This window comes from Bacillus clarus (assembly GCF_000746925.1).
In the GTDB taxonomy this organism is placed as follows: domain Bacteria; phylum Bacillota; class Bacilli; order Bacillales; family Bacillaceae_G; genus Bacillus_A; species Bacillus_A clarus.
The window spans coordinates 4,485,217-4,505,461 of record NZ_JMQC01000008.1 but is presented as its reverse complement, the minus strand read 5'-3'; the positions used below and the strand labels follow the sequence as shown (position 1 = coordinate 4,505,461).

Genomic DNA, 20,245 nt, shown 5'->3' with positions numbered 1-20,245 from the left:
GTAAAAACAAAAACATCTTTTGTCCATTTCCCTTTCCCATACATATATAATACAAACCGCTAATACTGGTTAATACAACAAGGATAGAAAAATATATCCAATTTTTGTTATTTCCACTCTTTAATCCCTCTATAATTTGTTCCTTAGTATTTCCAATATAAACAAATTTCCCGTATCTATTAGGTAATTCTTTTATTACCTTTCCCTATATTGACCCACACACAACTACATTCTCTTTATTTTCTACTGCTCCAAATGAATAAAAGCGTTTTGTTCCATCTGCTAACTTTGCAGCATTCGCCTGAATATCATTTATTCTTGTTGAAATTACATTTTGATTATTTAATTCCATAAAGGGTGTTTCAAGAGACACATTTTCTTTATTAATTAATTTTAATTCTTTATTTCCAATATGTATTGGTTCATTATAAAAAGCTGTCACTTGACCGTTACTCTATAAAGAACGATTTGGTGAAGAAGTCTGTGTATAGTATGTCGTTTTTTTCTTTTGAATTCGATTCACAACCGCATACCCATCAGCAAGTAACGTTTCCTCTCCTGTTACATGTTCAGAATAAATCTTTCCTTTTACAAAGTACATACCATCTGCAACTCATTTATCACTTGAAATCATTTTTAAATTATTGAGTTCATTCCAGAGTAAAAAACTATTTAAACTCTTATATCCATAAAAAACAAATACAATTAATAAAATTGTCAACAATGCCCTATGTTAATTGTTGCCTTTTTATTCACTGATGGTTATTCCCCCATGTACTACTAATATTTTCATCTTAATTATGAATTAGAAATATTATTGATGTACATATATTAATCTTTTTTGCCCTAAGCTAACTTTGTTATCCCCTACTTAAAAAGCTATAAAACGTCAACAATGTTTGTATAGACCCACACGAGTTTCATTTGATACTCTATTTATAGAAAGAAATTCCTTACAGAAAGGTGAGTGATCATTATGAATTCACTTTCTAATAAAGAAGCTGATAAAGGTGCGATTGTCAGCATTATTGCCTACATATTTTTATCTTCCATAAAAATTATCATTAGTTATATTACCCTCTCTAGCGCATTACGTGCAGATGGTTTAAATAACTTAACAGATATTGGCGCCTCTTTAGCTATATTAATTGGTCTAAAAATTTCTCGTAAACCTCGTGATCCAGATCATCCATATGGACATTCTCGCGCAGAACAAATCGCCTCACTTGTTGCCTCCTTTATTATGGCAACGGTTGGTTTAGAAGTTGTCATAAGTGCCGTTCAATCATTTTTCAATCCGCAGCAAACGGCACCTAATGTACTTGCAGCGTGGATTTCCCTATTTTGTGCTGTCGTCATGTACGGTGTGTATAGGTATAATAAAAAAATTGCACAACGAACAAAAAGTAAAGCTTTAGAAGCAGCTGCAAAAGATAATTTATCCGATGCACTCGTTAGTATTGGTACAGTTATAGGCATTGTCGCTTCACAATTCCATATGCCGATTTTGGATCCAATTGCAGCTTTAGTTGTCGGTCTTATCATTTGTAAAACTGCATGGGACATTTTCGTAGAATCTTCTCATATGTTAACAGACGGAATTGACCCTGATAAAATGGAAGAATATTCGCAAGCTGTGCAGCTTGTTTCAGGAGTGGAACATATTGTCGACATTCGTGCCCGTATGTATGGAAATCAAACATACGTAGATATTACAATTGAAGTAGATGCTCATATGGATGTCAGTCGAAGCCATTATATTACCGATGAAATTGAAGAAATGTTAAAGCAACAGTTTGGGATTTTTCATACCCACATTCATGTTGAACCTATGCAAAAAGAACCTATGATGACATAGGTTCTTTTTTAATGAATGCTTTATGAAATATAACGCATAAAACGAGCCAGCTTCCGCCCGCTGCCCAACCCGCTAATATATCGGATGGATAATGGACACCTAGATACACTCGGCTAACAGAAATAGAAAATACTACAAAACATGTAATAAAAATAATCAGCAACTTTTTATGCAATGTAATACGATGTTCTGTAATTGTGACGTATGCAATAAATCCTAAAAAGGCGGTGGCATTCATCGTATGACCGCTCGGAAAGCTATATCCAGTTGCTGTGACAAGCTGTGACACATCAGGTCTTGGCCGTTCATACCATAGCTTGAGCATACTGTTAAGATAACGAGATCCATAATAGTTAGTCATTAAAAATAATGCACTTAACAATCTCTTTCGAACAAAGAAGTACATTACAGCTATAATAAGTAATGGGAAATATATTCTTTTTGATCCGATATAAGACATCCACATAAAATAAGATGTCAAATAATCGTTTCGGAAACTTTGAATAAAGTGTGTAATGACATCATCAAATTTTTCAACACAAGTGGTATGATACGAAAGTGATAGTCCGACAAAACCAATGAGTAACGTGCAACTTAACAAGTATAAATGTCGATATCGTTTCACATACATAACCTCACTATACAAAAAAATGGAGCGGTTGTTTTAGTTTCCCTCTCCATTTCTTTTTTATGCATCATTTATTGAAAAATATAATTGTTAATTTTTTGCTGCATTGTTGGGATATCTTCACGTGTTACTGTAAAGCGAATAACCTTTTCATCAAGATCCAAAGCTTCTGCAAATAAACCGGCTAATCCACGTGATTTTCTATCTACTTCCATAATGATATCTAATCTGTCATAAGCTCGTGGCAATATTAATAACTCTAATTCGTCCAGTTTCCCGTAATACTCTCCTGAAACGGGAATAAACTCAAATTCTTGAGCGAACGGGATTTGCTTACGTAAGTGACGTGGCAATTCTTCACACTCTACATGGCGAACTTTAAACCCTAATTGCTTTACACTATCTAACACACTGTTTAAAAGTACATTCGGCAATACTTGAATATAATCACGATCACTTGGATCAATACTCCGTTTAATATCAAGACCTGTATGAATCCAAACCGTTTTCATTCCAAATGTAAGCGGCGCCTCAATTGGCATTGGGAACGAAAACGGAATTTCTACCTTTTCATTTGGCTCTATAGAAAAAGGTTCTGTTAAAAGGACTCTCTCTAAATCACACGTTGCAGTTACCTTTTTATCATCAACCTCCCGTACGTACGAGGTTGATAATGTTAAGTAAATGCTTTCAATTTGTTGGCTAACTGATCCCCCAGTTATATGAACCATGCCTACTATTTCCTCTCCAACTACATACTCATCTTTTTCAAGAACTGTATCTACTTTTGCATTTCCAATACCGACACTTGCTAAAAATTTTTGAAACATGAATCTCCCATCCTTTCTAACGCATGACCTATATCTTTTCTAATATCTTGTACATTTTCATAGTATGGAGTTTTCATTTGTAACATTCGCATAATTATTTCACGATTTTCTTCTTCTAGCTGCAACTCTTCATACCATGGCTTTTCTTTCTTTTCAGTAGATTCATAACCAGCATATAACAAAAATAATGTAAAATGACCTAGTGCATAAAAATCACTACGATAGTGAACCTCTCGCATCAAAGCTTGTTCCCCCTCATAGGAGGCAGCTCGCTCGTCACTTTCTCCTTTAAATCTAGCTAATCCGAAATCAATAATACTGATTTGATTTTCTGTCATTAAAATATTAGGAATACGTAAATCTCGATGGATAATACCTTTACTATGAAAATAAGCAACGAGCTCTAATACTTCGTATAAAATTTGAAACACTTCACGCTCTTCGTATACATAACCCTCTAAAAAAATAAAATCTTCAAAATTCTTCCCTGGCATATACTCCATGACAAAAAACAGTTGTTTCTCCCACGTGAAGTGATCATATAAGCTTGGAATTTTAGGATGATCTAACTTTTTTAAAATCTCTTTCTCTAGCTCAAATGATTTTCGACCAGACTTATACCTTTGCTTACTTTGTCTTAGTTGTTTTAAAACTTTATTTCTATTTGTCTGGAAATCATTCACAACATATGTAAACCCGTAGCTGCCCATTCCAATTACTGATGCAATTTTATAACGCTGTGCAACAATTGTACTTTTACGCAGTGGTCTATCAAACCAAGCAAGTATACGACGTAAATTCATCAACTACTTGAAAAGAAGCTACGACTTTTACGTTTTCTTTTATAGTGTTGATGTCCATAACCAGACGAACGCCTTTTATAATCGCTACTGGAATACGAGCGCCCTCTATGGCGATAATCACTACTAGAATACGAACGATGCCTATTTCTCCCTAACAGAGAATCAATAATTTTTTTGAACATTCCTTCACCTCTTGAATAAAATTTTCTATTAATTATACCAATAAATTTCCGCATTGTTTGTGACAAGTTTGTAAAGAGGACTACCATTTCGAAGTGTAAAAAAACGACGAGTCTTTCCCGTCGTTACTTTCACTCTTCTTCTTCTTCAAAGACTTCATCAATCATGCACTTCTCAAGTAAATATTCAAATGTAATATCAGCTAGATCTTCGATTTCTTCTCGTTTTGGTACATATCCTCTTTCAATTAGTTGCTCATAAAAAAACTCCGCAATTTCTTCCGTATCAATTACGACTTCAATTTCCTTCATGAGCATCACTCCTTTATTTCTGTTTTATGAAAAAATCTCAAAATTATGTATATGAGATTAGAAAAATAGCTTTTCTTTTTTTATTATTGTCAGTCATATTACAAAAACAACACGCATACGATGTAGTACAAGCTATTTAAAGGAGGAAATAACTATGGAATATCAATATGAAGTAGAGCAAACAAAAGAAGAGATCATGCATGAGGATAAATGGGCAGACTCTCTTATTAAAGGGCTTTTTATTTTTTTAATCATTGCAGGCATACCTTACACAGCATATGTTTTTGTTCAATTTCTTCTATCTTTCTAGTTAACTATTTTTCTCTGTTAACTTAACTAAATAATTGTGAACTACATCCATTACAATTTTATACTCTTCATCTTGAAACGTTCCATATAATAATTGATAATCGTTATAAATATCTAACAACCCATCGATAATCTCTTGACGGCTCGTTTTAATACTTACCTTCTTCGAATTATTGATCGACTTTAATTTCCCTAAATCTAATTTATTCATCCCTGCTTTATCTTGTTTCATTTTCTTTAAAATTGCATTTGCTGTTTGGGCATTAGCGAGTAATGTTAAATCAGACTCATCAGCCTCTAACCATTCACCATCCGTAATTCGTGACAATTCATATATCGTGTCTTCCCACGCATCATTTTTATATCGCCACACCTCTGTGCGAAAACCGACAATACGGAAAACATCCTTATCATATCCTGTAACTTGCACAAGATCGCCAAACGTAAAATTATAGTGTAATTCAATCCACTCAGTTTCGCCCTTTTTCATTTCTTGTTCTGTCACATGCTGTAATGTTTGTTCTACATAATACCCATCGTGATTATTTACTTCATAAACGTAAACACCATCTAATATTTTCATATTTATTAAATTTCTTATTTATTCCCTTAAAATCCTTATTTCTATCCTATTTTAAATTATCACCATTCAGGACATTACATTAGTTATAACCATTCATAATATATGACATTTCAACTATTACAAATAAAATAAAATAAACCTATACACTAAAATGTATAGGCTTACTTAGACGCTTTTTTATTTTCTGACATCTTTATCTTGTTCGATAATTCAATTAATTGTTTCGTTATAAATACTATGTCTGGTTCGCACTCCCATTCAACTCGCAGTTCCTTCTCCATGATGTTCACCTCAATATAAGATATGTGGTACCGTTCGTCTCGGTTTCGTATTTTTCTTATATCAAGGATTGTTGAAATGCAAAGTATCACGCTACTAACTAGCAAGCAGCTTCCTTTTATCACTACTTCATTAAACACACCCACTATCTTCATTAGCTCTCTTTATGAGTTCCCCTCCCTAATATTACAAGCGATTCTCCATATACCGACACAGTTTTTAAGCTATTAAAAATGGTTCATAAATAATATGCTCAAACTTTGAATTACAATCTTTAGATTTTTTGAATATTTAAGTTTAAAATTTTTCTCTTATTTTCAAAATTTCATTTTCCATTATCATATCCGACGATAACTCATTCAGATGTTTTAATTCTTTAATCGATACACCAAGTTTTTGAGATATTTTATACAAAGTATCTCCTTTTTTTATTACATATGTTTCAAATGTTTTTTCATCTATATCATGAAAAAACATGATTTCGCCTCTATCCTGTTTTTCCGTTTCCTTACGGACTATTCCTTGCTCAATCAACGTATCGATGATGTGTTTTGCACGAGCTTGATATGAATGTATTTGGACTGCTGCATTCCCATGTTCTTGAATGAATTTTCGTTTTTCGGAATGCTTCAAATAATAATTTATCATTTGAACAGTTTCTTCTGGTGACGAAGATATAATCAACTCTTTCCCTGGTTGAAACCACCTTCTCACTCCTGGAGTATTCATTGTTATGAGGAATCCACCAGACCCTAAAATTTCATATGTCCGCTGGGTTAAAAGATTGGGGTAATTTTGTAATCCTATTATAATATCTGATGAATTATACACTTTATGCGCTTCTGTATATGGAAGATGACCATGAATCCACTCACGCGGTATATCAAATCCAAAAAAGGAATTCATTTTTTCCCATTCTTCTCCCCAAAAATCAATTCTAATATTTCTTTCAATAAGCGGACGAATTAATACATTTATAGCCTTCCGACGAAAATGATTAGGGTATTGTTCCAAAATATGAGGATAAGCATTTGCAACTACCGCTATTTGGGAGCGATAGTTTGAATATTGTTGAACAGGACAATGAATGGTTTCTTCGAAGCCAAAATCTAAATGGGCTGAGAGCACTCCTAACTTCTTATACGTTTCAATTGTTTGAGGACAAATCGTAAAAACGAAATCCGGTTCCATCCTTTTTACTAATGGAATAGACCATATTTCTGTATACGCCGGATCTTCTACCGCCCAATATATTAAAGGAATCCGCGTTCGTTTCATCTGTTTCTTTATTAAATCCTGTTTTTCTTTCGTTTGTTCCATTCCCCATCCAATTGAAATAGCAAAATCCGGTTGGAATTCATCTAATATTTTGGGGAGAGTTTCCTTTTTTAAAGGACCTGAAATCAATACATCATGTCCGTTCACTTGAAAACCCCTAGGTAAATTGTTCGTCCAGATTTGACTACTTTCTAAAAAAAGAATACGCATTGATTACACTCCTTAGCATTAAAAACTTCTCAAATAAAAAATAGTTTATTAATCGAGGGCATTATATAATCACAAATAAATCAGATTCACTTCTTCCTGATTTTTAACAATTGATTGACGTTAATATTGTCTGTTTTTAATTCATTTAACCGTTTAAGTTTTTCTATACTTACCCCAAATCTCTCAGAAATCCTCCATAAATTATCGTGCGGTTGCACAACATATATATCATATTCCTTCTTTAGCACATCGTAGTAATGTGTCATGCTTCCTTCCCCTGTTTTCAAAAATTCTCCCGAAATAAGTCTAGCCTCAATAATGGTTTTAATAATATATTTAGCTCGTTGTTCATATGAGTGCCTTTTAACTTTCTTCATTCCTGCTTCTTTTATCTTCATACGTTCTTCCGGATTATTTAAATAGTATTTAACTAAATCTATCGTTTCTTTTGCTGAAGAAGAAACGATAAGATCTTCTCCAGGTTGAAAAAGCCCTCTTATTTCTGGAGTATCGTTCGTTAGTAAAATCCCTCCGGATCCGAGTACCTCATACGTTCGTTGAGTAACTTGAGTTAAGTGATTTTGTACTCCTAAAACAATATCTGCTGAACTATACACTTTATTTGCTTCCGTATAAGGAAGGTATCCGTGAATCCATTCATTGGGGATTTCTCTCCCTATAATATGATCCATTTCATCCCAGTAACGCCCCAAAAAATCAATTCTACTATTCTCTTCTAAAAATGGACTAATTAATGTTTTAAGTGCCTTAAATCGAAAATGGTCTGGTCTTTTTTCATAAAGCATTGGATATCCGTTTGCTACAACAGCAAGATCGACATTATATTTCTCTTCAACCTTTGTAGGAGAATGAACACTTAAATGATATCCAAAATCTAAATGTGCGGCTTGGATACCCTGTTCTTTATAAAAATCGACTCTTGCTGGGCAAATGGTAAAAACAAAATCTGGTTGGATAGTTTGAATTAACGGGAGAGAAAAAGTGAAAGTATATCCTGGGTCTTCTGTCGCCCAATAAATATGAGGAATATTTGAAGGTTTAACATATTTTCGAATTAATAATTGCTTTTCCTTTGTATGCTCTAACGTGTGCCCCATTGTAATGATGAGATCTGGTTTATAATTCGAAATCATTTGACGTATTCCATCTTCAGTAATCGCTCCCGAAATCAGTACTTCATGGTCTGCATCGCAAAAACCATTTGGAAGTCCATAAATCCACATCGGATGACTTTCTAAAAATAAAACTCGCAAAGATTTTCTCCTTTCAACTTTTATTTATCTAAAAAAAGTCATTTCAGCATTTCACTTACTTTCACGATTTGATAGCCATTCCTTTTTAATTCAGTAATGACCATATCAGTTGCCACCGCCGTCGGTTTTCCATTTAAATGAAATAATACAATATCTCTTTCTTTGACCCTATCCATAATTCGAGTAACAATAGCTTCAGGTGGAGGTTCTTTCCAATCAATCGTATCTATGCTCCAATGAATTGTATAAGGAATCCCCACTTCACCAACAGCATTTAAAACAGTCTTATTCCACGTTCCAAATGGTGGTCGAAATAAAGCACTTCCCTTTGTCCCTAAAACTTTCTCAAAACACGACGTCGTTTTATTTAATTCTTCTATAATATCCTCAGCAGACAATTTTGTTAAATCAGGATGGCTATATGAATGATTCGCAATCTCATGTCCATCTGAAATAATACGTTTAGCCAATTCTGGATATTTATCTACCCAAGCCCCTGTTAGAAACATTGTAGTTTGTATGTCATATTTCTTTAAAACATTTAAAATTTCTTCCGTCTTATCCGCGCCATCTCCTGCATCATAAGTTAATGCAATCACTTTCTTCCCTTCGAATCCTTTAGAAATTAGCACAGAAGGTAAATTAAGGTCCTCAGAAAATTGTTTATCAATTTTCAAAAGTTGACCTGCATATATAAATCCGGACTTTAATTTATTATCTATTTTTATTTTTTCTATAGAGATACCAAAACGTTTAGAAATCTGACCTAATGTTTCTCCATAAGAAATGGTATAATAATTATAATCAGCAGATGATTTCAATTCCTTATCTGTATCTACTTTACTTATTTTCAATGGAAGTCCTGCATCAATCATATCAGAAGTTAATCCATTCAATTGCTTAACTTCATTTACAACTACCTTAAATTCATTTGCTATACTAAATAATGTATCCCCATTCCGTACGATATAAATTTCAAATTCTCCTTGCTTATATGTTTTCCTAGGCTCTTCTTTCATATCGTAACTCCTTCTTCTACCGTTAAAAATTCCATGTTCAATTAATATATCAATCATATACTCTGCTCGTTTTTGATAAGAATATTCTTTTACTACTTCTAAAGCATTTTCTTTAATTACGTTTCTTTTTCCCGGATATCGAAGGTAATATTTAACTAATTCAATAGTTTCTTCGGGGGAAGATGATGTAATTAGGTCCCTTCCAACTTTAAATAATCGATTAATTATAGGAATATCATTCGTTAAGAGCATTCCTCCCGATCCCATTATTTCATACGTTCGTTGAGTGAGCTGCCCTGGAAGATTTTGAAGACCTAAAATAATATCTGATGAGCTATAAACCTTATTGGCGCTTGAATAATCTAGATAACCACGAATCCATTCTTTAGGAATATCAATACCTAGAATAGTCCTCATTTCATCCCAATGCGCACCGTAAAAATCTATTTGGATATTATTTTTAATCAATGGTGTAATCAACGTTTTCAATGATTGATGACGGAAATGATTTGGAAAATAACTAAGCTTCTTTGGATAGCCATTTGCTACAATTGCTAGTGGGGCATAATAATTAGAATCAGCCTTTACTGGATGATGCACTACGGGATGATATCCAAAGTCTAGGTAATCTGCAGGAATCCCTCGTTTTTTGTAGTAATCTATCCTATCTCTACAAATCGTAAATACAAAATCTGGTTTCGTCCTTTCAATGTATGGTATTGTAAAAATTTCAGTAGATGTGGGATCCTCAGTTGCCCAATAAACATGTGGGATGTTAAATTTAGTCGTACTCTCGAAGATTAGTTTTTGTTTTTCCTTTGATGAATTTTCAGGACCCCATCCCATAGTAATAATTAAATCAGGTGAAAATTCGACAATCAGTTCACAAAGATCAATCTCTCCTAATGAACCTGAGACTTTCACCTCATGTCCCGCATCGCGAAATCCATTAGGTAAACCATAAATCCACATTGGATGACTTTCTAAAAATAAAACCCTCATATAGCCTCACTCCTAAAAAAATCTAATTCCCTTACATATAATGAATTACGATTCTATTCCTAATAATTTTTGAACCGTTACGAACTCATATCCCTTATTGAGTAAGTCATGAATTATAATGGGCAATGCTTTTACAGTTCCATCTAATACTCCTGGTAACGTCTTAATTGAATGCTGTAATATTATTGCTCCAGGTGATAAATCTCTTTTTACAATAGATAAGATTTTTTCACTTGATATTCCTGACCAATCAAGTGTATCGACTGACCACATAATCAACTTGTACCCTAGTCCATCAATCATTTGAAAATCCGCTTCGGTACATTCACCATATGGAGGACGGAATAATGTTGGTTTATTTCCTGTCAATGAAATGATTTCATCTTCTGTAGATAAGATTTCTTCCTTCACTTGGGGGGTTGTGAGTTTGGTGAAATTCGGATGACTCCAACTATGATTCCCTAACGCATGCCCCTCCCTTACAATCCGTTTCACTATTTCTGGAAACCATTTAATTTGCTGGCCAACTACAAAGAAAGTAGCTGGAATATTGTTCTCGGAAAGAATATCTAAGATTTGAGAGGTGTAATGATTATCAGGACCATCATCAAATGTTAATGCTATTTTTTTCTCGCTTGTTAGCCCTCTGTAATATAAATCAGACTTCCACGACTTCGAAGAATTAGTGACTAGGTATGTTCTAGAAATATTAGAATTAAACCAAATAAACATCCCTAATCTTTGAGCGACATAATAGAAAGGAATATATATAACTTCATTCATTTCAACAGGTGCGGACAAAAGGGAATCATGTTGCATATTTGTGGTTCCATCTAAAGAATAACAAGCTTCATATTTCTCCTTACATAAAACAAGCAGAACCGTATTCTTTTTAAAAACAACTGTATGTGTTTCTCTATGATAATCAACTAACACATTAGCATATTTAAAAAACAATGCAGGCACCATTAAGTAACCGTTTTTCATACAACAAGAGGTTTGTACCGATTGACCATTTACATAAATCGTTGTATTTTCTATTTTCATATTTTAACCTCACACCTGTCGTATCATTTTCATATAAAATAGTTTAAACAAGAAATGTATACCTCTATACCAATTGTTATAGATAGAACAACTAGTTGTCTTGCATATTACTAGAAAACCATTCAAAACGCACAGAAATAAAATTTTCAGCAATTTTCATGAAATAATATCACTTATTTTACCTATTCTCACACTATGTTCTTCTATATTTCGTATTATTGTTGGTAATGCATTGATAATTACTTCGGTAGGATGAATCAAAATAATAGAACCATTTTTCAAGTCAGAGTTCACCTTATTAATAATTTTATCTGGATCATTAGTATTCCAATCCTGCGTGTCGATTGAACTTAAAACAGTATTCATCCCTTCTTGTGCAACGATTTTAACGATTCTCTCATTATATGTTGCGTATGGGGGAGTAAATAAACTTGGTTTAATCCCAAGTTCCTTAAAAATGACTGCATTTGTATGTCTTACTTCCCATATAATATACTCTTCCGTTAGCCCCCTCATATCTGCGTGTGAATAAGCGTGATTTCCAATTTCATGACCGGCGTCTCTTATCTCTTTTGCTAAATAAGGATACATATGAGCCCATAATCCCTCTAGAAAAAAAGTTACATTACAATTATAACGTTGCATAATTTTCAACAATTCAAAGAGATATTGATTTCCCCAAGCTACATTAACCATGAAAGAAACCATCCGGATATTCGGATTCCCACAAAATGTCGGTTCAAGAAGATACCGCTGTGTACGATTAGAATCATTCCATTTATTATATATGGTTGTCATTTCTGCAATTTTTTCAAATTGATTTTCCACATTATTTATCATTTCCCACCTCCTTTCTTCAAGTTTTTTATTATTTTATGCTTTTTTGGTACAAAGCGTATAATAAATTAGTCCTATATGTTTCATAAATAAAAACCACTTTCAAAAAGCTATAAAAAGCCAACATTACAATTTAATCTAGGTCAATTTTAAAATTTAAAATATTATTTATGCCTTTCACCATTATTTTTCACAGGTTCTAGTTTAATTGTTGATTTCACTCGCTTAATCGTGGTGTTATGATTGCTACTCATATTACTACTAAATTTCACTTTTTTTATAATTGTTTTTAAAAATGCATTAACTTCAACATCATCCAACTCATTCAGATTCATGATAGTATATAATACCTTTTCCATTCTTTTTTGTTCATTATCTGTATTACTTAAGTTTTCTAATTGCACTGCAACTACTTCCATTTGTTTTTTTATCTGCTCAACTTGTGATTTAAAATCATTCTTCAACTCTTCAAATTCTTGTTTTGTAATTTCTCCATCGGAACGCATTATAGTAAGTCGTTTCTGTCTGTTGCTAATCCGATTTAGATTACAATTTAATTCAGATTTTTGTTCAAGTAATTGATTCTTCATACGAATTGTGTCTACTATTTTTATCCTCTCTAACTCTTTTTCTACTTTGTGCTTTAATTTCTTAATTTCTCTCAAAACAGCTTCTTCAATTGGCTTATATTTCGCCCCTCTATCCTCACATATATTATTATCAACTTTATAAGAACATGATTTGATATATTCAACACCATTGCCGTCTTTTTGAATATATCGCCGCCTACCACAACAATTGCAATATATTAAACCATGAAGTTTTCGTTTAGCTACCCCTTTCTGTCGAAATTCAAATCCCCTTCCTCCTACAACATCTTGCGCTTCAAAAAATTGCTGTTTTGTAACAATTCCTTCATGCGCCCCTTCTACAAAAACTTCATCAACTACTTTTCCATTAATTCTCCGTTTCATTGATATGCATCCATAATAAACGCAATTACGTCGAATTTGAGATATGTGAGAAGTAGTGATTACTTTCCCTTGACGACTTCTCCAATTTAATGCATCTAGTTCTTTAGATATTTGAGTAGCGGAATACCCTTGTAATGTTCTTTCAAATATCAATCTTATAATCCGCACTTCATCTTCTCGTATTACTAGTTTTTTTTCACTATTTTTGTCATATCCAAGAGGTACCTTATTACTCATCACCCATTTCCCTTGGGCAGCTGCTGCTAAACGTCCACGTCCTAAACGATTTCTAATTTGTTTCCATTCATAATTTGCTAACAAACTAGAAAAACTATACAATAGTTCATTTGATTCATTCGTGAAATCAATTTCACCAGATGGCGTTAAAATTTTAATATCATTTATCATAAAAATCTTCTTCAACTGTTCCGCGTGAACATTATCACGCGTTAATCTATCCACATCCATTACAAGAATGTAATCATAATCACGAATATTTTTTAGTAACAAATTAAGTTGCGGACGTTCCACATCCATACCACTACTTACCTCTTGATAAAGATCGTGTTGTAAATTGTGCTGTTCCGCAAGCTTAATTAACGCAATACGATGATTAGACAGAACTTCTTCAAGCCCTTTTTGTTCTTCATCTCTTGATAAACGTAAATAAATTGCGGCTAGCATACTTTCTCCTCCTAACATTATGTTGTTAGTAAGCGCTGCATAAGTTTTATACCGAATAAATAAGAAATTTCATATTTGTAATCTTTCCAACTGTTCCATATAGCGTAATCACGACTATATCTCCTACATTGTATTTAGGTTGCTTTTTTCTTGCCATCTATATCTCTCCTTTTTGAAGTCGTGATTTTGATAACAGTATATGCAATCTATAGAAAAACGCTTATCACATAAGCTTATATTCATAAATTTTTTAAAATAAAAAAATACATCACTTTTAAAGAGTGATGTACTTAAAGAAATATATTTGTATATGTTTCATCATTATCTTTCTTGTATGTATAAATCCCATGCCTCATCAAATATATACATACTTTCTAGCGTTCCACTTAATTCTAAATATGAGCTAATTTCATCATAGTCCTCGGATTGCTTCGGAAAACTTAAATCATCATACATGGCCTCTGCTAAATCTGATATTTCATTTTTAACTAAAGACGCACGATGTTTCATCATATAATGGTAAAATGTCTTTTTCAAAAATATTCCCTACCTTTCTAACTTGGGTACATTATACAAGGGGCAATAGAAAAAAACCAGCATAATTGCTGGTTAATAATTAAAAATCAAAATAATTTCTCTTTAATAAACGTGGTCTTTCCATTAACTCTTCATATGTTAGTTGTTTCGGCAAATCTTTCGTATAAATTAGAAATAACTGATCTTCAATCTCTTTTACAGTATGGTCTGATTGATAGTCCATTCCACATGCGGAACATGAAATACATGGTGTCTTTTGAATTTCAATGGCTTTCGTGCCATCTGGTAATTCCCAGTATACAGTATTTACGCTTTCTTTCGCCTCTACACTGTCACACCACATACAGTTCATACTGCATCACCTTCTGCTTTTTTACTTTCTTCCAACTTAGTCATTTGTGCTTGATATTTCTTATCTTTCAGCTCATCACGCTTATCACGCTTATCTTTTAAAGTGGCATGAGATTCACTATCTTCATAATCTTTACGGCGATTCATACGCTGCAAGTCATCTGGAACAAGATTAAATTTCTTATCGCTCATAAGCCCTGCAATACCAACATCAGAACTTTTTTCTTCATAATTCGGGTAAATCCCTTTAAAATAACCTTCTGCTCTTCCTGGAATGTAGTTTTCTGGTTCTGGATACGTTGTAATAACTCCTTCAAAGTTACGAAGAACAACTTTATCTGCACTTTGTGAAATTAAATAGTTTGGTTGAAGTGCAATTTTACCGCCCCCACCTGGTGCATCAACAACAAATGTTGGTACTGCATAACCAGATGTATGTCCACGTAAACCTTCAATAATTTCAAGACCTTTAGAAACTGGTGCACGGAAGTGACCAATCCCTTCAGATAAATCACATTGGTAAATGTAATACGGACGTACACGAATTTTTACTAAGTCATGCATTAACTTTTTCATAATTGGAACGCTGTCATTAATTCCAGCCAAAATTACTGCTTGATTTCCGACTGGAACACCTGCATTCGCTAGCATTTCACATGCTTTTTTTGATTCTTCCGTAATCTCGATAGAAGTGTTAAAGTGTGTATTTAACCATACTGGGTGGTACTTTTTAATAATGTTACAAAGATTTTCTGTAATACGTTGTGGGAATACAACTGGTGCTCTCGTTCCGATACGAATAATTTCCACATGCGGGATTGCTCGCAAGTTCTTTAATACATATTCTAAAATCTTATCATTAATTAGAAGACCATCACCGCCAGAAATTAAAACATCACGTACTTGTGGTGTTTCACTAATATAAGCAATCGCATCATCTAATTGCTTTTTCGGTACGCCCATCCCAATTTGTCCACTAAAACGGCGACGCGTACAGTAACGACAATACATAGAACATTGATTCGTTACTAAAAATAGTACACGGTCTGGATAACGATGTGTTAAACCTGGTACTGGTGAATCTTCATCTTCATGAAGCGGATCTTCTAAATCATATTTCGTTTTATATAATTCTTCCGAAATCGGTACAGATTGCATCCGAATCGGGCAGCGTGGATCATCAGGATTCATTAGCCAAGCATAGTATGGTGTAATGTTTAACGGGATCGTTTTCGTTGAAATTTTAACGCCTTCTTCTTCTTCAGGTGTTAAGTTAATCACTTTCTTTAAATCACCTAAAGTTTTGATCGTATTCGTTAATTGCCAAACCCAATCATTCCATTGCTCTTCTGTAACATCTTTCCATAATTCAATATCTTTCCAGTGACGATTTGGTTTGTATACATCATGTAACATTGCTATTCCCCCTTTTTATACGCTCATCCTTTATATAAGCAATAATTATGCCAGTTTTATATTCTTAATAAGCAATTACGAAAAACACCTTATTATATAGGAGAAAAAATATTTTCAAGTGCAGTACTAAAGCTATATTTAATAGCATATTCATTACTTTCTATATATGTAAACGCTCTTTTATTGGTGCAAACACACAAAAACCGCCGATTATTCGGCGGTTTTGTCGTACTTACTCAATTTATATTGGAGTGTTTGGCGTGGAATACCTAACATTTTGGCTGCTTGTAAAATATTCCCCTCTGTTTCGATTAATGCTTGATCAATTAGTTCCTTTTCCGTTTGATGTAGAGCTTCACGTAACGGTAAAATACTCTTTTTCTTTGGTAGCTTTTCTTTTCTGAATGTACGAGGTAAGCAATTCGCGGTTAATGAATTTCCTTCTGCAATGATTACAGCATGTTCAATTGTATGTTTTAATTCTCTCACATTTCCAGGCCACTGATAATCTTGTAACCTTTCTTTCGCCTCGTTATCAATATGAAGTACTCCTTTTTTATAACTCTTATTATATTCTCTTAAAAAATAAGACGCTAACAGTAGTACATCTTCTTTCCTTTCGCGAAGCGGCGGAATATATAGTGAAAATACATTTAATCTATAATATAAATCTGTACGAATTTTATTTTCTCGTAAACATACTTCTGGTGGCTGATTCATTGCAGTAATGACGCGAACATCTACTTTTCTCGTCTTATTATCACCAATCCGGCGAATAACTCCATCTTCTAATACACGAAGCATTTTTGCTTGTAGATCAAGAGGCATTGAATTCAACTCATCTAAAAATAATGTTCCTCCATCTACAAGTTCAAATAATCCTGCACGTTCAATTGCCCCTGTATAGCTACCTTTTGTCGTCCCGAATAATAAACTTTCTAGTAAAGACTCTGGCAAAGCCGCACAGTTTTGTGCAATGAACGGCTTATTTTTTCGTTTAGAAGCTTCATGAATCGCCTGTACAAATAGCTCTTTACCAGTTCCTGTTTCACCATATATTAAAACATTTGCATCTGTCGGCGCTACTTTTTGTGCTAATTCTTTCGTTTGACTAAAACGAGAATCATTCGTCACAATCGTATTGAATGCCACATGTTTTTTCATCGTTTTTTTGCTGGACGAACGCTTCATTTTTGACTGTAAATCTACGATTGTATCAGTAAGTGTTTGAATCGTAGAATAATCTTTCGCAATTTCAACAGCACCAGCAATATTTCCGTCTATGAAAATAGGTAACGTTGTATTTACCGTACAAACATCTTCTCCGTTTAAATTTTGGTAGCGCTGTACTTGATGCACAATTGGCTTTTCTGTATCTAAAACTTTCATCAATGTACTCGTTTCCCTTGATAAAGATGGGAACGCTTCTAATAAATGCTTTCCTAGTACATTCTCAATTTTGGATCCATCATGTTTTGCAGCAACCGTATTATAAAAAATTGTAATGCCATTTTCATCTACTGCATGGATGGCCTCATCAATACTGCCCAAAATCGCTTCAATGACTTCTTGTGTCGAAACTGCCAGCAATGTCATCCCCCCTCTTGCCAAAAATTCGGCAAATACAATGCCGATTTTTTGGCATCCCTCTGTGCGATTATAAGCATGACGATTCCGTTCTACTTTTTTAAAATTCATATTTTTTCTACTTACTCATTATTTATGACTCGATAAATCTTTCACCCATATATTCATATCTTCTAATTTATCAAAAATATAACAATTGTTCGCAAGCCTTCCTGTGTACATATACCCTAACTGATGAAAGGCTGCGTTCATACCGAATGAAAGAGAACGAGCAATTGTGTAAGAGCAAAAAATAGCTCTCTCTTGAAGTTCTTCTTCTAACTTAATGAGTAAACTTTTCATAAATCCATGTTTTCGATATTCAGGTAAAGTAGCGCAATTTGTTAATTCTGCATTTCCTTCTTTCACGTTCATTTCAGCAGAAGCTGTACTAATAATGCGCCCTTCTAATTCATATACGTAGTAAATCGTATCTTCCTTCATCGTTTGCTTCACATAACTCGCTTCATTTAAAGGTGTCGGATAAATTTCGAATACCTTTCCAAACACACTTGCTAACTCCTCAGCGTCTGCTTCTGTCGCTTTTCTTAACACAAATTTCTCGGGAATTTCTTTTTCCTTTACTTCTTTTGCTCTTACACCGCTTATAATATGGTCTTCTTCAGTCCAATGAATGCTATTTCGTCTTTCATCGTTCCGATACTTCACTAAAAAGTACGCATCGTGCCCTTGAAAATAGTGCGGTATCGTTGCCTCCAATAAGAAACCAAAGGAGAGCCACGTCGAAACATGCTCTCCCTTTCCTTTTATAATACATTTGGTGAAAGAATGCTTCTCTGCTAATTCTTCTATTGTTTGGATAAGACTTTCAACATTTCCTGTATAATGATCTACTCTAATACGTTTATTAAAATAATCTAACGCTCCTTCTACAGTATAGTGCTTCGTCTGTTCTCTAAAAGACTCATAGTATTTCATTTTTTCACCTCACACCAATCTAGTAATGTACATGCAATAATTTTTGCTGCGGCAATCATTTTATCTACTTCTATATATTCGTTTGGATAATGAGCTACTTTCGTCTCTCCTGGACCGAATACGATCGTTGGTACATTAGCGATTTGTGTAAACAAACCTCCATCTGTTCCCCATGGTGATGCTTCTACAATCGGCTTACTTCCTTCTATTTCAACAAAATTATGTTGAAGTGTCGTAATAAGCGCATGATTCTCATCCAATTCACCCGGAACCCATCTTGCTCCAAACCACTCTACTTCTACCGGATGTTCTGTAAACCAACTGTCAACATCCTTTAACTCACCAATCCAATTTTCAAATTCTTCTTTTGCCGCCTCTATAGTCTCATTCGGCGCAATTCCACATCTTCCTTCTAAAATTAGTGAATCCGGAACGGAACTTGGCCAGCTACCTCCTTCAATTTTCCCAATATTAATCGGAATTGGAATTGGAACTCCTTTATACAATGGATCTGTAATTCGATCATTTCTCTTCTTTTCTAGCTTTCTCAAATGATCAACGACAAACATGCTTTTTTCAATTGCACTTATTCCTTCATAACGTGTTCCGCCATGTGCAGCTTTCCCTTTCACATGAAGACGAAACCACATCGAGCCTTGTTGCTTAGGAAAAAACTTCATATTCGTTGGCTCCGGAATAATAACGCCATCCGCCTTATATCCACGTAAAATAGCTGCTAAAGTACCTGCTCCGCCACTCTCTTCTTCTATCACACTTTGAAAATGGATATCTCCTTTTAACATAACACCAGACTCGATAATTGCTTCCATTGCGAGCATAAGTGCTACATTGCCGCCCTTCATATCTGTCGTTCCACGGCCATATATACGATTTCCTATTTTCTCACCACTATACGGATGATGCTCCCATTGATTCACATCGCCTTCTGGTACAACATCAATATGTCCGTTTAAAATCATTGATTTCCCGTCGCCAATTCCTTTTAAAGTTGCCACAACGTTTGGGCTATCCGAAAAATTTGTTCGCGGAGATACAAAATAGGGATGATCTTTCATTTTTGTAAAAGAAGGTTCCCAAATATCGAGGTCTAACCCCAATTCACGTAGTTTTTCAATTACAATTGCTTGCGCACCACTCTCGTCACCTGAAACACTCTTCTCTTGAATTAATCTTTTCAAAAACTTTATACTTTCTTCTTCATGACTCTCAATATAATCACAAACTTGTTTTTTTAATTGCTCCATATTTT

General features: G+C 33.9%; 22 protein-coding genes. 2 read left to right on the top strand and 20 right to left on the bottom strand.

What is annotated here, in order from left to right; all coding sequences use genetic code 11:
* Positions 1-205: 205 nt before the first annotated feature.
* Together DJ93_RS33980 and DJ93_RS33975 are read right to left on the bottom strand one after the other, a co-directional pair.
* Complete coding sequence (locus DJ93_RS33980; protein ID WP_241484319.1) at positions 206-442, bottom strand: hypothetical protein; 237 nt, start codon at positions 440-442, stop codon at positions 206-208.
* Between the two features lie 12 nt (positions 443-454).
* The gene (locus tag DJ93_RS33975; protein ID WP_241484318.1) at positions 455-601 is read right to left on the bottom strand and encodes a hypothetical protein; all 147 of its coding nucleotides are present in this window, start codon (positions 599-601) and stop codon (positions 455-457) included.
* Positions 602-976: 375 nt separating this feature from the next.
* Between DJ93_RS33975 and DJ93_RS24020 the strand changes: the two genes are divergently transcribed.
* Positions 977-1,858, top strand: coding sequence for a cation diffusion facilitator family transporter (locus tag DJ93_RS24020; protein WP_042983602.1), 882 nt, complete (start codon positions 977-979; stop codon positions 1,856-1,858).
* On the opposite strand, the gene DJ93_RS24015 is transcribed toward DJ93_RS24020, so the two are convergent.
* The 5 genes from DJ93_RS24015 to DJ93_RS23995 form a co-directional block, all read right to left on the bottom strand.
* On the bottom strand, positions 1,845-2,483 hold the full coding sequence (locus DJ93_RS24015; protein WP_042983601.1) for a phosphatase PAP2 family protein: 639 nt from the start codon (positions 2,481-2,483) through the stop codon (positions 1,845-1,847). The genes DJ93_RS24020 and DJ93_RS24015 overlap by 14 nt on opposite strands.
* A gap of 74 nt (positions 2,484-2,557) precedes the next feature.
* Positions 2,558-3,316 carry a sporulation protein gene (locus DJ93_RS24010; RefSeq protein ID WP_042983599.1) on the bottom strand — a complete coding sequence of 253 codons (759 nt, stop codon included), beginning with the start codon at positions 3,314-3,316 and terminating at the stop codon, positions 2,558-2,560.
* Complete coding sequence (locus DJ93_RS24005) at positions 3,298-4,119, bottom strand: serine/threonine protein kinase (protein WP_042983597.1); 822 nt, start codon at positions 4,117-4,119, stop codon at positions 3,298-3,300. Before DJ93_RS24005 ends, DJ93_RS24010 begins: the two co-directional genes overlap by 19 nt.
* A complete protein-coding gene (locus DJ93_RS24000) occupies positions 4,119-4,301 on the bottom strand; it encodes a hypothetical protein (RefSeq protein WP_042983596.1) in 183 nt (60 codons plus the stop codon). The genes DJ93_RS24005 and DJ93_RS24000 overlap by 1 nt, the downstream gene beginning before the upstream one ends.
* Positions 4,302-4,430: 129 nt before the next feature.
* The gene (locus DJ93_RS23995; RefSeq protein ID WP_042983594.1) at positions 4,431-4,610 is read right to left on the bottom strand and encodes a YozD family protein; all 180 of its coding nucleotides are present in this window, start codon (positions 4,608-4,610) and stop codon (positions 4,431-4,433) included.
* A gap of 154 nt (positions 4,611-4,764) precedes the next feature.
* On the opposite strand from DJ93_RS23995, the gene DJ93_RS31215 reads away from it, so the two are divergent.
* On the top strand, positions 4,765-4,920 hold the full coding sequence (locus DJ93_RS31215) for a DUF3930 family protein (RefSeq protein ID WP_080743589.1): 156 nt from the start codon (positions 4,765-4,767) through the stop codon (positions 4,918-4,920).
* Here DJ93_RS31215 and DJ93_RS23990 read toward each other — a convergent pair whose 3' ends face one another.
* The 13 genes from DJ93_RS23990 to DJ93_RS23925 all read right to left on the bottom strand — a co-directional run bounded on the left by DJ93_RS23990 (position 4,921) and on the right by DJ93_RS23925 (position 20,240).
* Positions 4,921-5,502 carry a hypothetical protein gene (locus DJ93_RS23990; protein WP_042983593.1) on the bottom strand — a complete coding sequence of 194 codons (582 nt, stop codon included), beginning with the start codon at positions 5,500-5,502 and terminating at the stop codon, positions 4,921-4,923.
* Between the two features lie 576 nt (positions 5,503-6,078).
* The gene (locus tag DJ93_RS23980; protein ID WP_042983591.1) at positions 6,079-7,269 is read right to left on the bottom strand and encodes a DUF3880 domain-containing protein; all 1,191 of its coding nucleotides are present in this window, start codon (positions 7,267-7,269) and stop codon (positions 6,079-6,081) included.
* 86 nt (positions 7,270-7,355) lie between these two features.
* Entirely contained in the window at positions 7,356-8,543 is a 1,188-nt protein-coding gene (locus DJ93_RS23975) for a DUF3880 domain-containing protein (RefSeq protein WP_042983590.1), read from the bottom strand.
* A gap of 38 nt (positions 8,544-8,581) precedes the next feature.
* Positions 8,582-10,564: a DUF3880 domain-containing protein gene (locus DJ93_RS34470; RefSeq protein WP_042983589.1), complete on the bottom strand. Its 1,983-nt coding sequence runs from the start codon at positions 10,562-10,564 to the stop codon at positions 8,582-8,584.
* A gap of 45 nt (positions 10,565-10,609) precedes the next feature.
* A complete protein-coding gene (locus DJ93_RS23965; RefSeq protein WP_042983588.1) occupies positions 10,610-11,611 on the bottom strand; it encodes a polysaccharide deacetylase family protein in 1,002 nt (333 codons plus the stop codon).
* Positions 11,612-11,767: 156 nt separating this feature from the next.
* Entirely contained in the window at positions 11,768-12,451 is a 684-nt protein-coding gene (locus DJ93_RS23960; protein WP_052109624.1) for a polysaccharide deacetylase family protein, read from the bottom strand.
* A 161-nt stretch (positions 12,452-12,612) separates the two neighbouring features.
* Positions 12,613-14,106, bottom strand: coding sequence for a recombinase family protein (locus DJ93_RS23955; RefSeq protein WP_042983587.1), 1,494 nt, complete (start codon positions 14,104-14,106; stop codon positions 12,613-12,615).
* A 321-nt stretch (positions 14,107-14,427) separates the two neighbouring features.
* Positions 14,428-14,643, bottom strand: coding sequence for a YozE family protein (locus DJ93_RS23950; RefSeq protein ID WP_042983586.1), 216 nt, complete (start codon positions 14,641-14,643; stop codon positions 14,428-14,430).
* Positions 14,644-14,722: 79 nt separating this feature from the next.
* Positions 14,723-14,995: a YokU family protein gene (locus DJ93_RS23945; RefSeq protein WP_042983585.1), complete on the bottom strand. Its 273-nt coding sequence runs from the start codon at positions 14,993-14,995 to the stop codon at positions 14,723-14,725.
* Positions 14,992-16,410, bottom strand: coding sequence for a lysine 2,3-aminomutase (gene kamA, locus DJ93_RS23940; protein WP_042983584.1), 1,419 nt, complete (start codon positions 16,408-16,410; stop codon positions 14,992-14,994). Before kamA ends, DJ93_RS23945 begins: the two co-directional genes overlap by 4 nt.
* Positions 16,411-16,620: 210 nt before the next feature.
* Complete coding sequence (gene rocR / locus DJ93_RS23935; RefSeq protein WP_080743725.1) at positions 16,621-18,006, bottom strand: arginine utilization transcriptional regulator RocR; 1,386 nt, start codon at positions 18,004-18,006, stop codon at positions 16,621-16,623.
* Between the two features lie 120 nt (positions 18,007-18,126).
* Complete coding sequence (gene ablB, locus DJ93_RS23930) at positions 18,127-18,975, bottom strand: putative beta-lysine N-acetyltransferase (RefSeq protein ID WP_042983583.1); 849 nt, start codon at positions 18,973-18,975, stop codon at positions 18,127-18,129.
* Positions 18,972-20,240, bottom strand: a complete 1,269-nt coding sequence (locus DJ93_RS23925) for a peptidase (RefSeq protein WP_042983582.1) — start codon at positions 20,238-20,240, stop codon at positions 18,972-18,974. The genes ablB and DJ93_RS23925 overlap by 4 nt, the downstream gene beginning before the upstream one ends.
* Between the last annotated feature and the right edge of the window lie 5 nt (positions 20,241-20,245).

Bases quoted from the DNA above. Each gene is read 5' to 3' on its own strand.
- DJ93_RS33975 (WP_241484318.1), bottom strand. From the start codon at position 601: ATGTACTTTGTAAAAGGAAAGATTTATTCTGAACATGTAACAGGAGAG.
- DJ93_RS24020 (WP_042983602.1), top strand. From the start codon at position 977: ATGAATTCACTTTCTAATAAAGAAGCTGATAAAGGTGCGATTGTCAGC.
- DJ93_RS24010 (WP_042983599.1), bottom strand. From the start codon at position 3,316: ATGTTTCAAAAATTTTTAGCAAGTGTCGGTATTGGAAATGCAAAAGTA.
- DJ93_RS24005 (WP_042983597.1), bottom strand. From the start codon at position 4,119: ATGAATTTACGTCGTATACTTGCTTGGTTTGATAGACCACTGCGTAAA.
- DJ93_RS24000 (WP_042983596.1), bottom strand. From the start codon at position 4,301: ATGTTCAAAAAAATTATTGATTCTCTGTTAGGGAGAAATAGGCATCGT.
- DJ93_RS23995 (WP_042983594.1), bottom strand. From the start codon at position 4,610: ATGAAGGAAATTGAAGTCGTAATTGATACGGAAGAAATTGCGGAGTTT.
- DJ93_RS31215 (WP_080743589.1), top strand. From the start codon at position 4,765: ATGGAATATCAATATGAAGTAGAGCAAACAAAAGAAGAGATCATGCAT.
- DJ93_RS23990 (WP_042983593.1), bottom strand. From the start codon at position 5,502: ATGAAAATATTAGATGGTGTTTACGTTTATGAAGTAAATAATCACGAT.
- DJ93_RS23980 (WP_042983591.1), bottom strand. From the start codon at position 7,269: ATGCGTATTCTTTTTTTAGAAAGTAGTCAAATCTGGACGAACAATTTA.
- DJ93_RS34470 (WP_042983589.1), bottom strand. From the start codon at position 10,564: ATGAGGGTTTTATTTTTAGAAAGTCATCCAATGTGGATTTATGGTTTA.
- DJ93_RS23965 (WP_042983588.1), bottom strand. From the start codon at position 11,611: ATGAAAATAGAAAATACAACGATTTATGTAAATGGTCAATCGGTACAA.
- DJ93_RS23960 (WP_052109624.1), bottom strand. From the start codon at position 12,451: ATGATAAATAATGTGGAAAATCAATTTGAAAAAATTGCAGAAATGACA.
- DJ93_RS23955 (WP_042983587.1), bottom strand. From the start codon at position 14,106: ATGCTAGCCGCAATTTATTTACGTTTATCAAGAGATGAAGAACAAAAA.
- DJ93_RS23945 (WP_042983585.1), bottom strand. From the start codon at position 14,995: ATGAACTGTATGTGGTGTGACAGTGTAGAGGCGAAAGAAAGCGTAAAT.
- kamA (WP_042983584.1), bottom strand. From the start codon at position 16,410: ATGTTACATGATGTATACAAACCAAATCGTCACTGGAAAGATATTGAA.
- rocR (WP_080743725.1), bottom strand. From the start codon at position 18,006: ATGACATTGCTGGCAGTTTCGACACAAGAAGTCATTGAAGCGATTTTG.
- ablB (WP_042983583.1), bottom strand. From the start codon at position 18,975: ATGAAATACTATGAGTCTTTTAGAGAACAGACGAAGCACTATACTGTA.
- DJ93_RS23925 (WP_042983582.1), bottom strand. From the start codon at position 20,240: ATGGAGCAATTAAAAAAACAAGTTTGTGATTATATTGAGAGTCATGAA.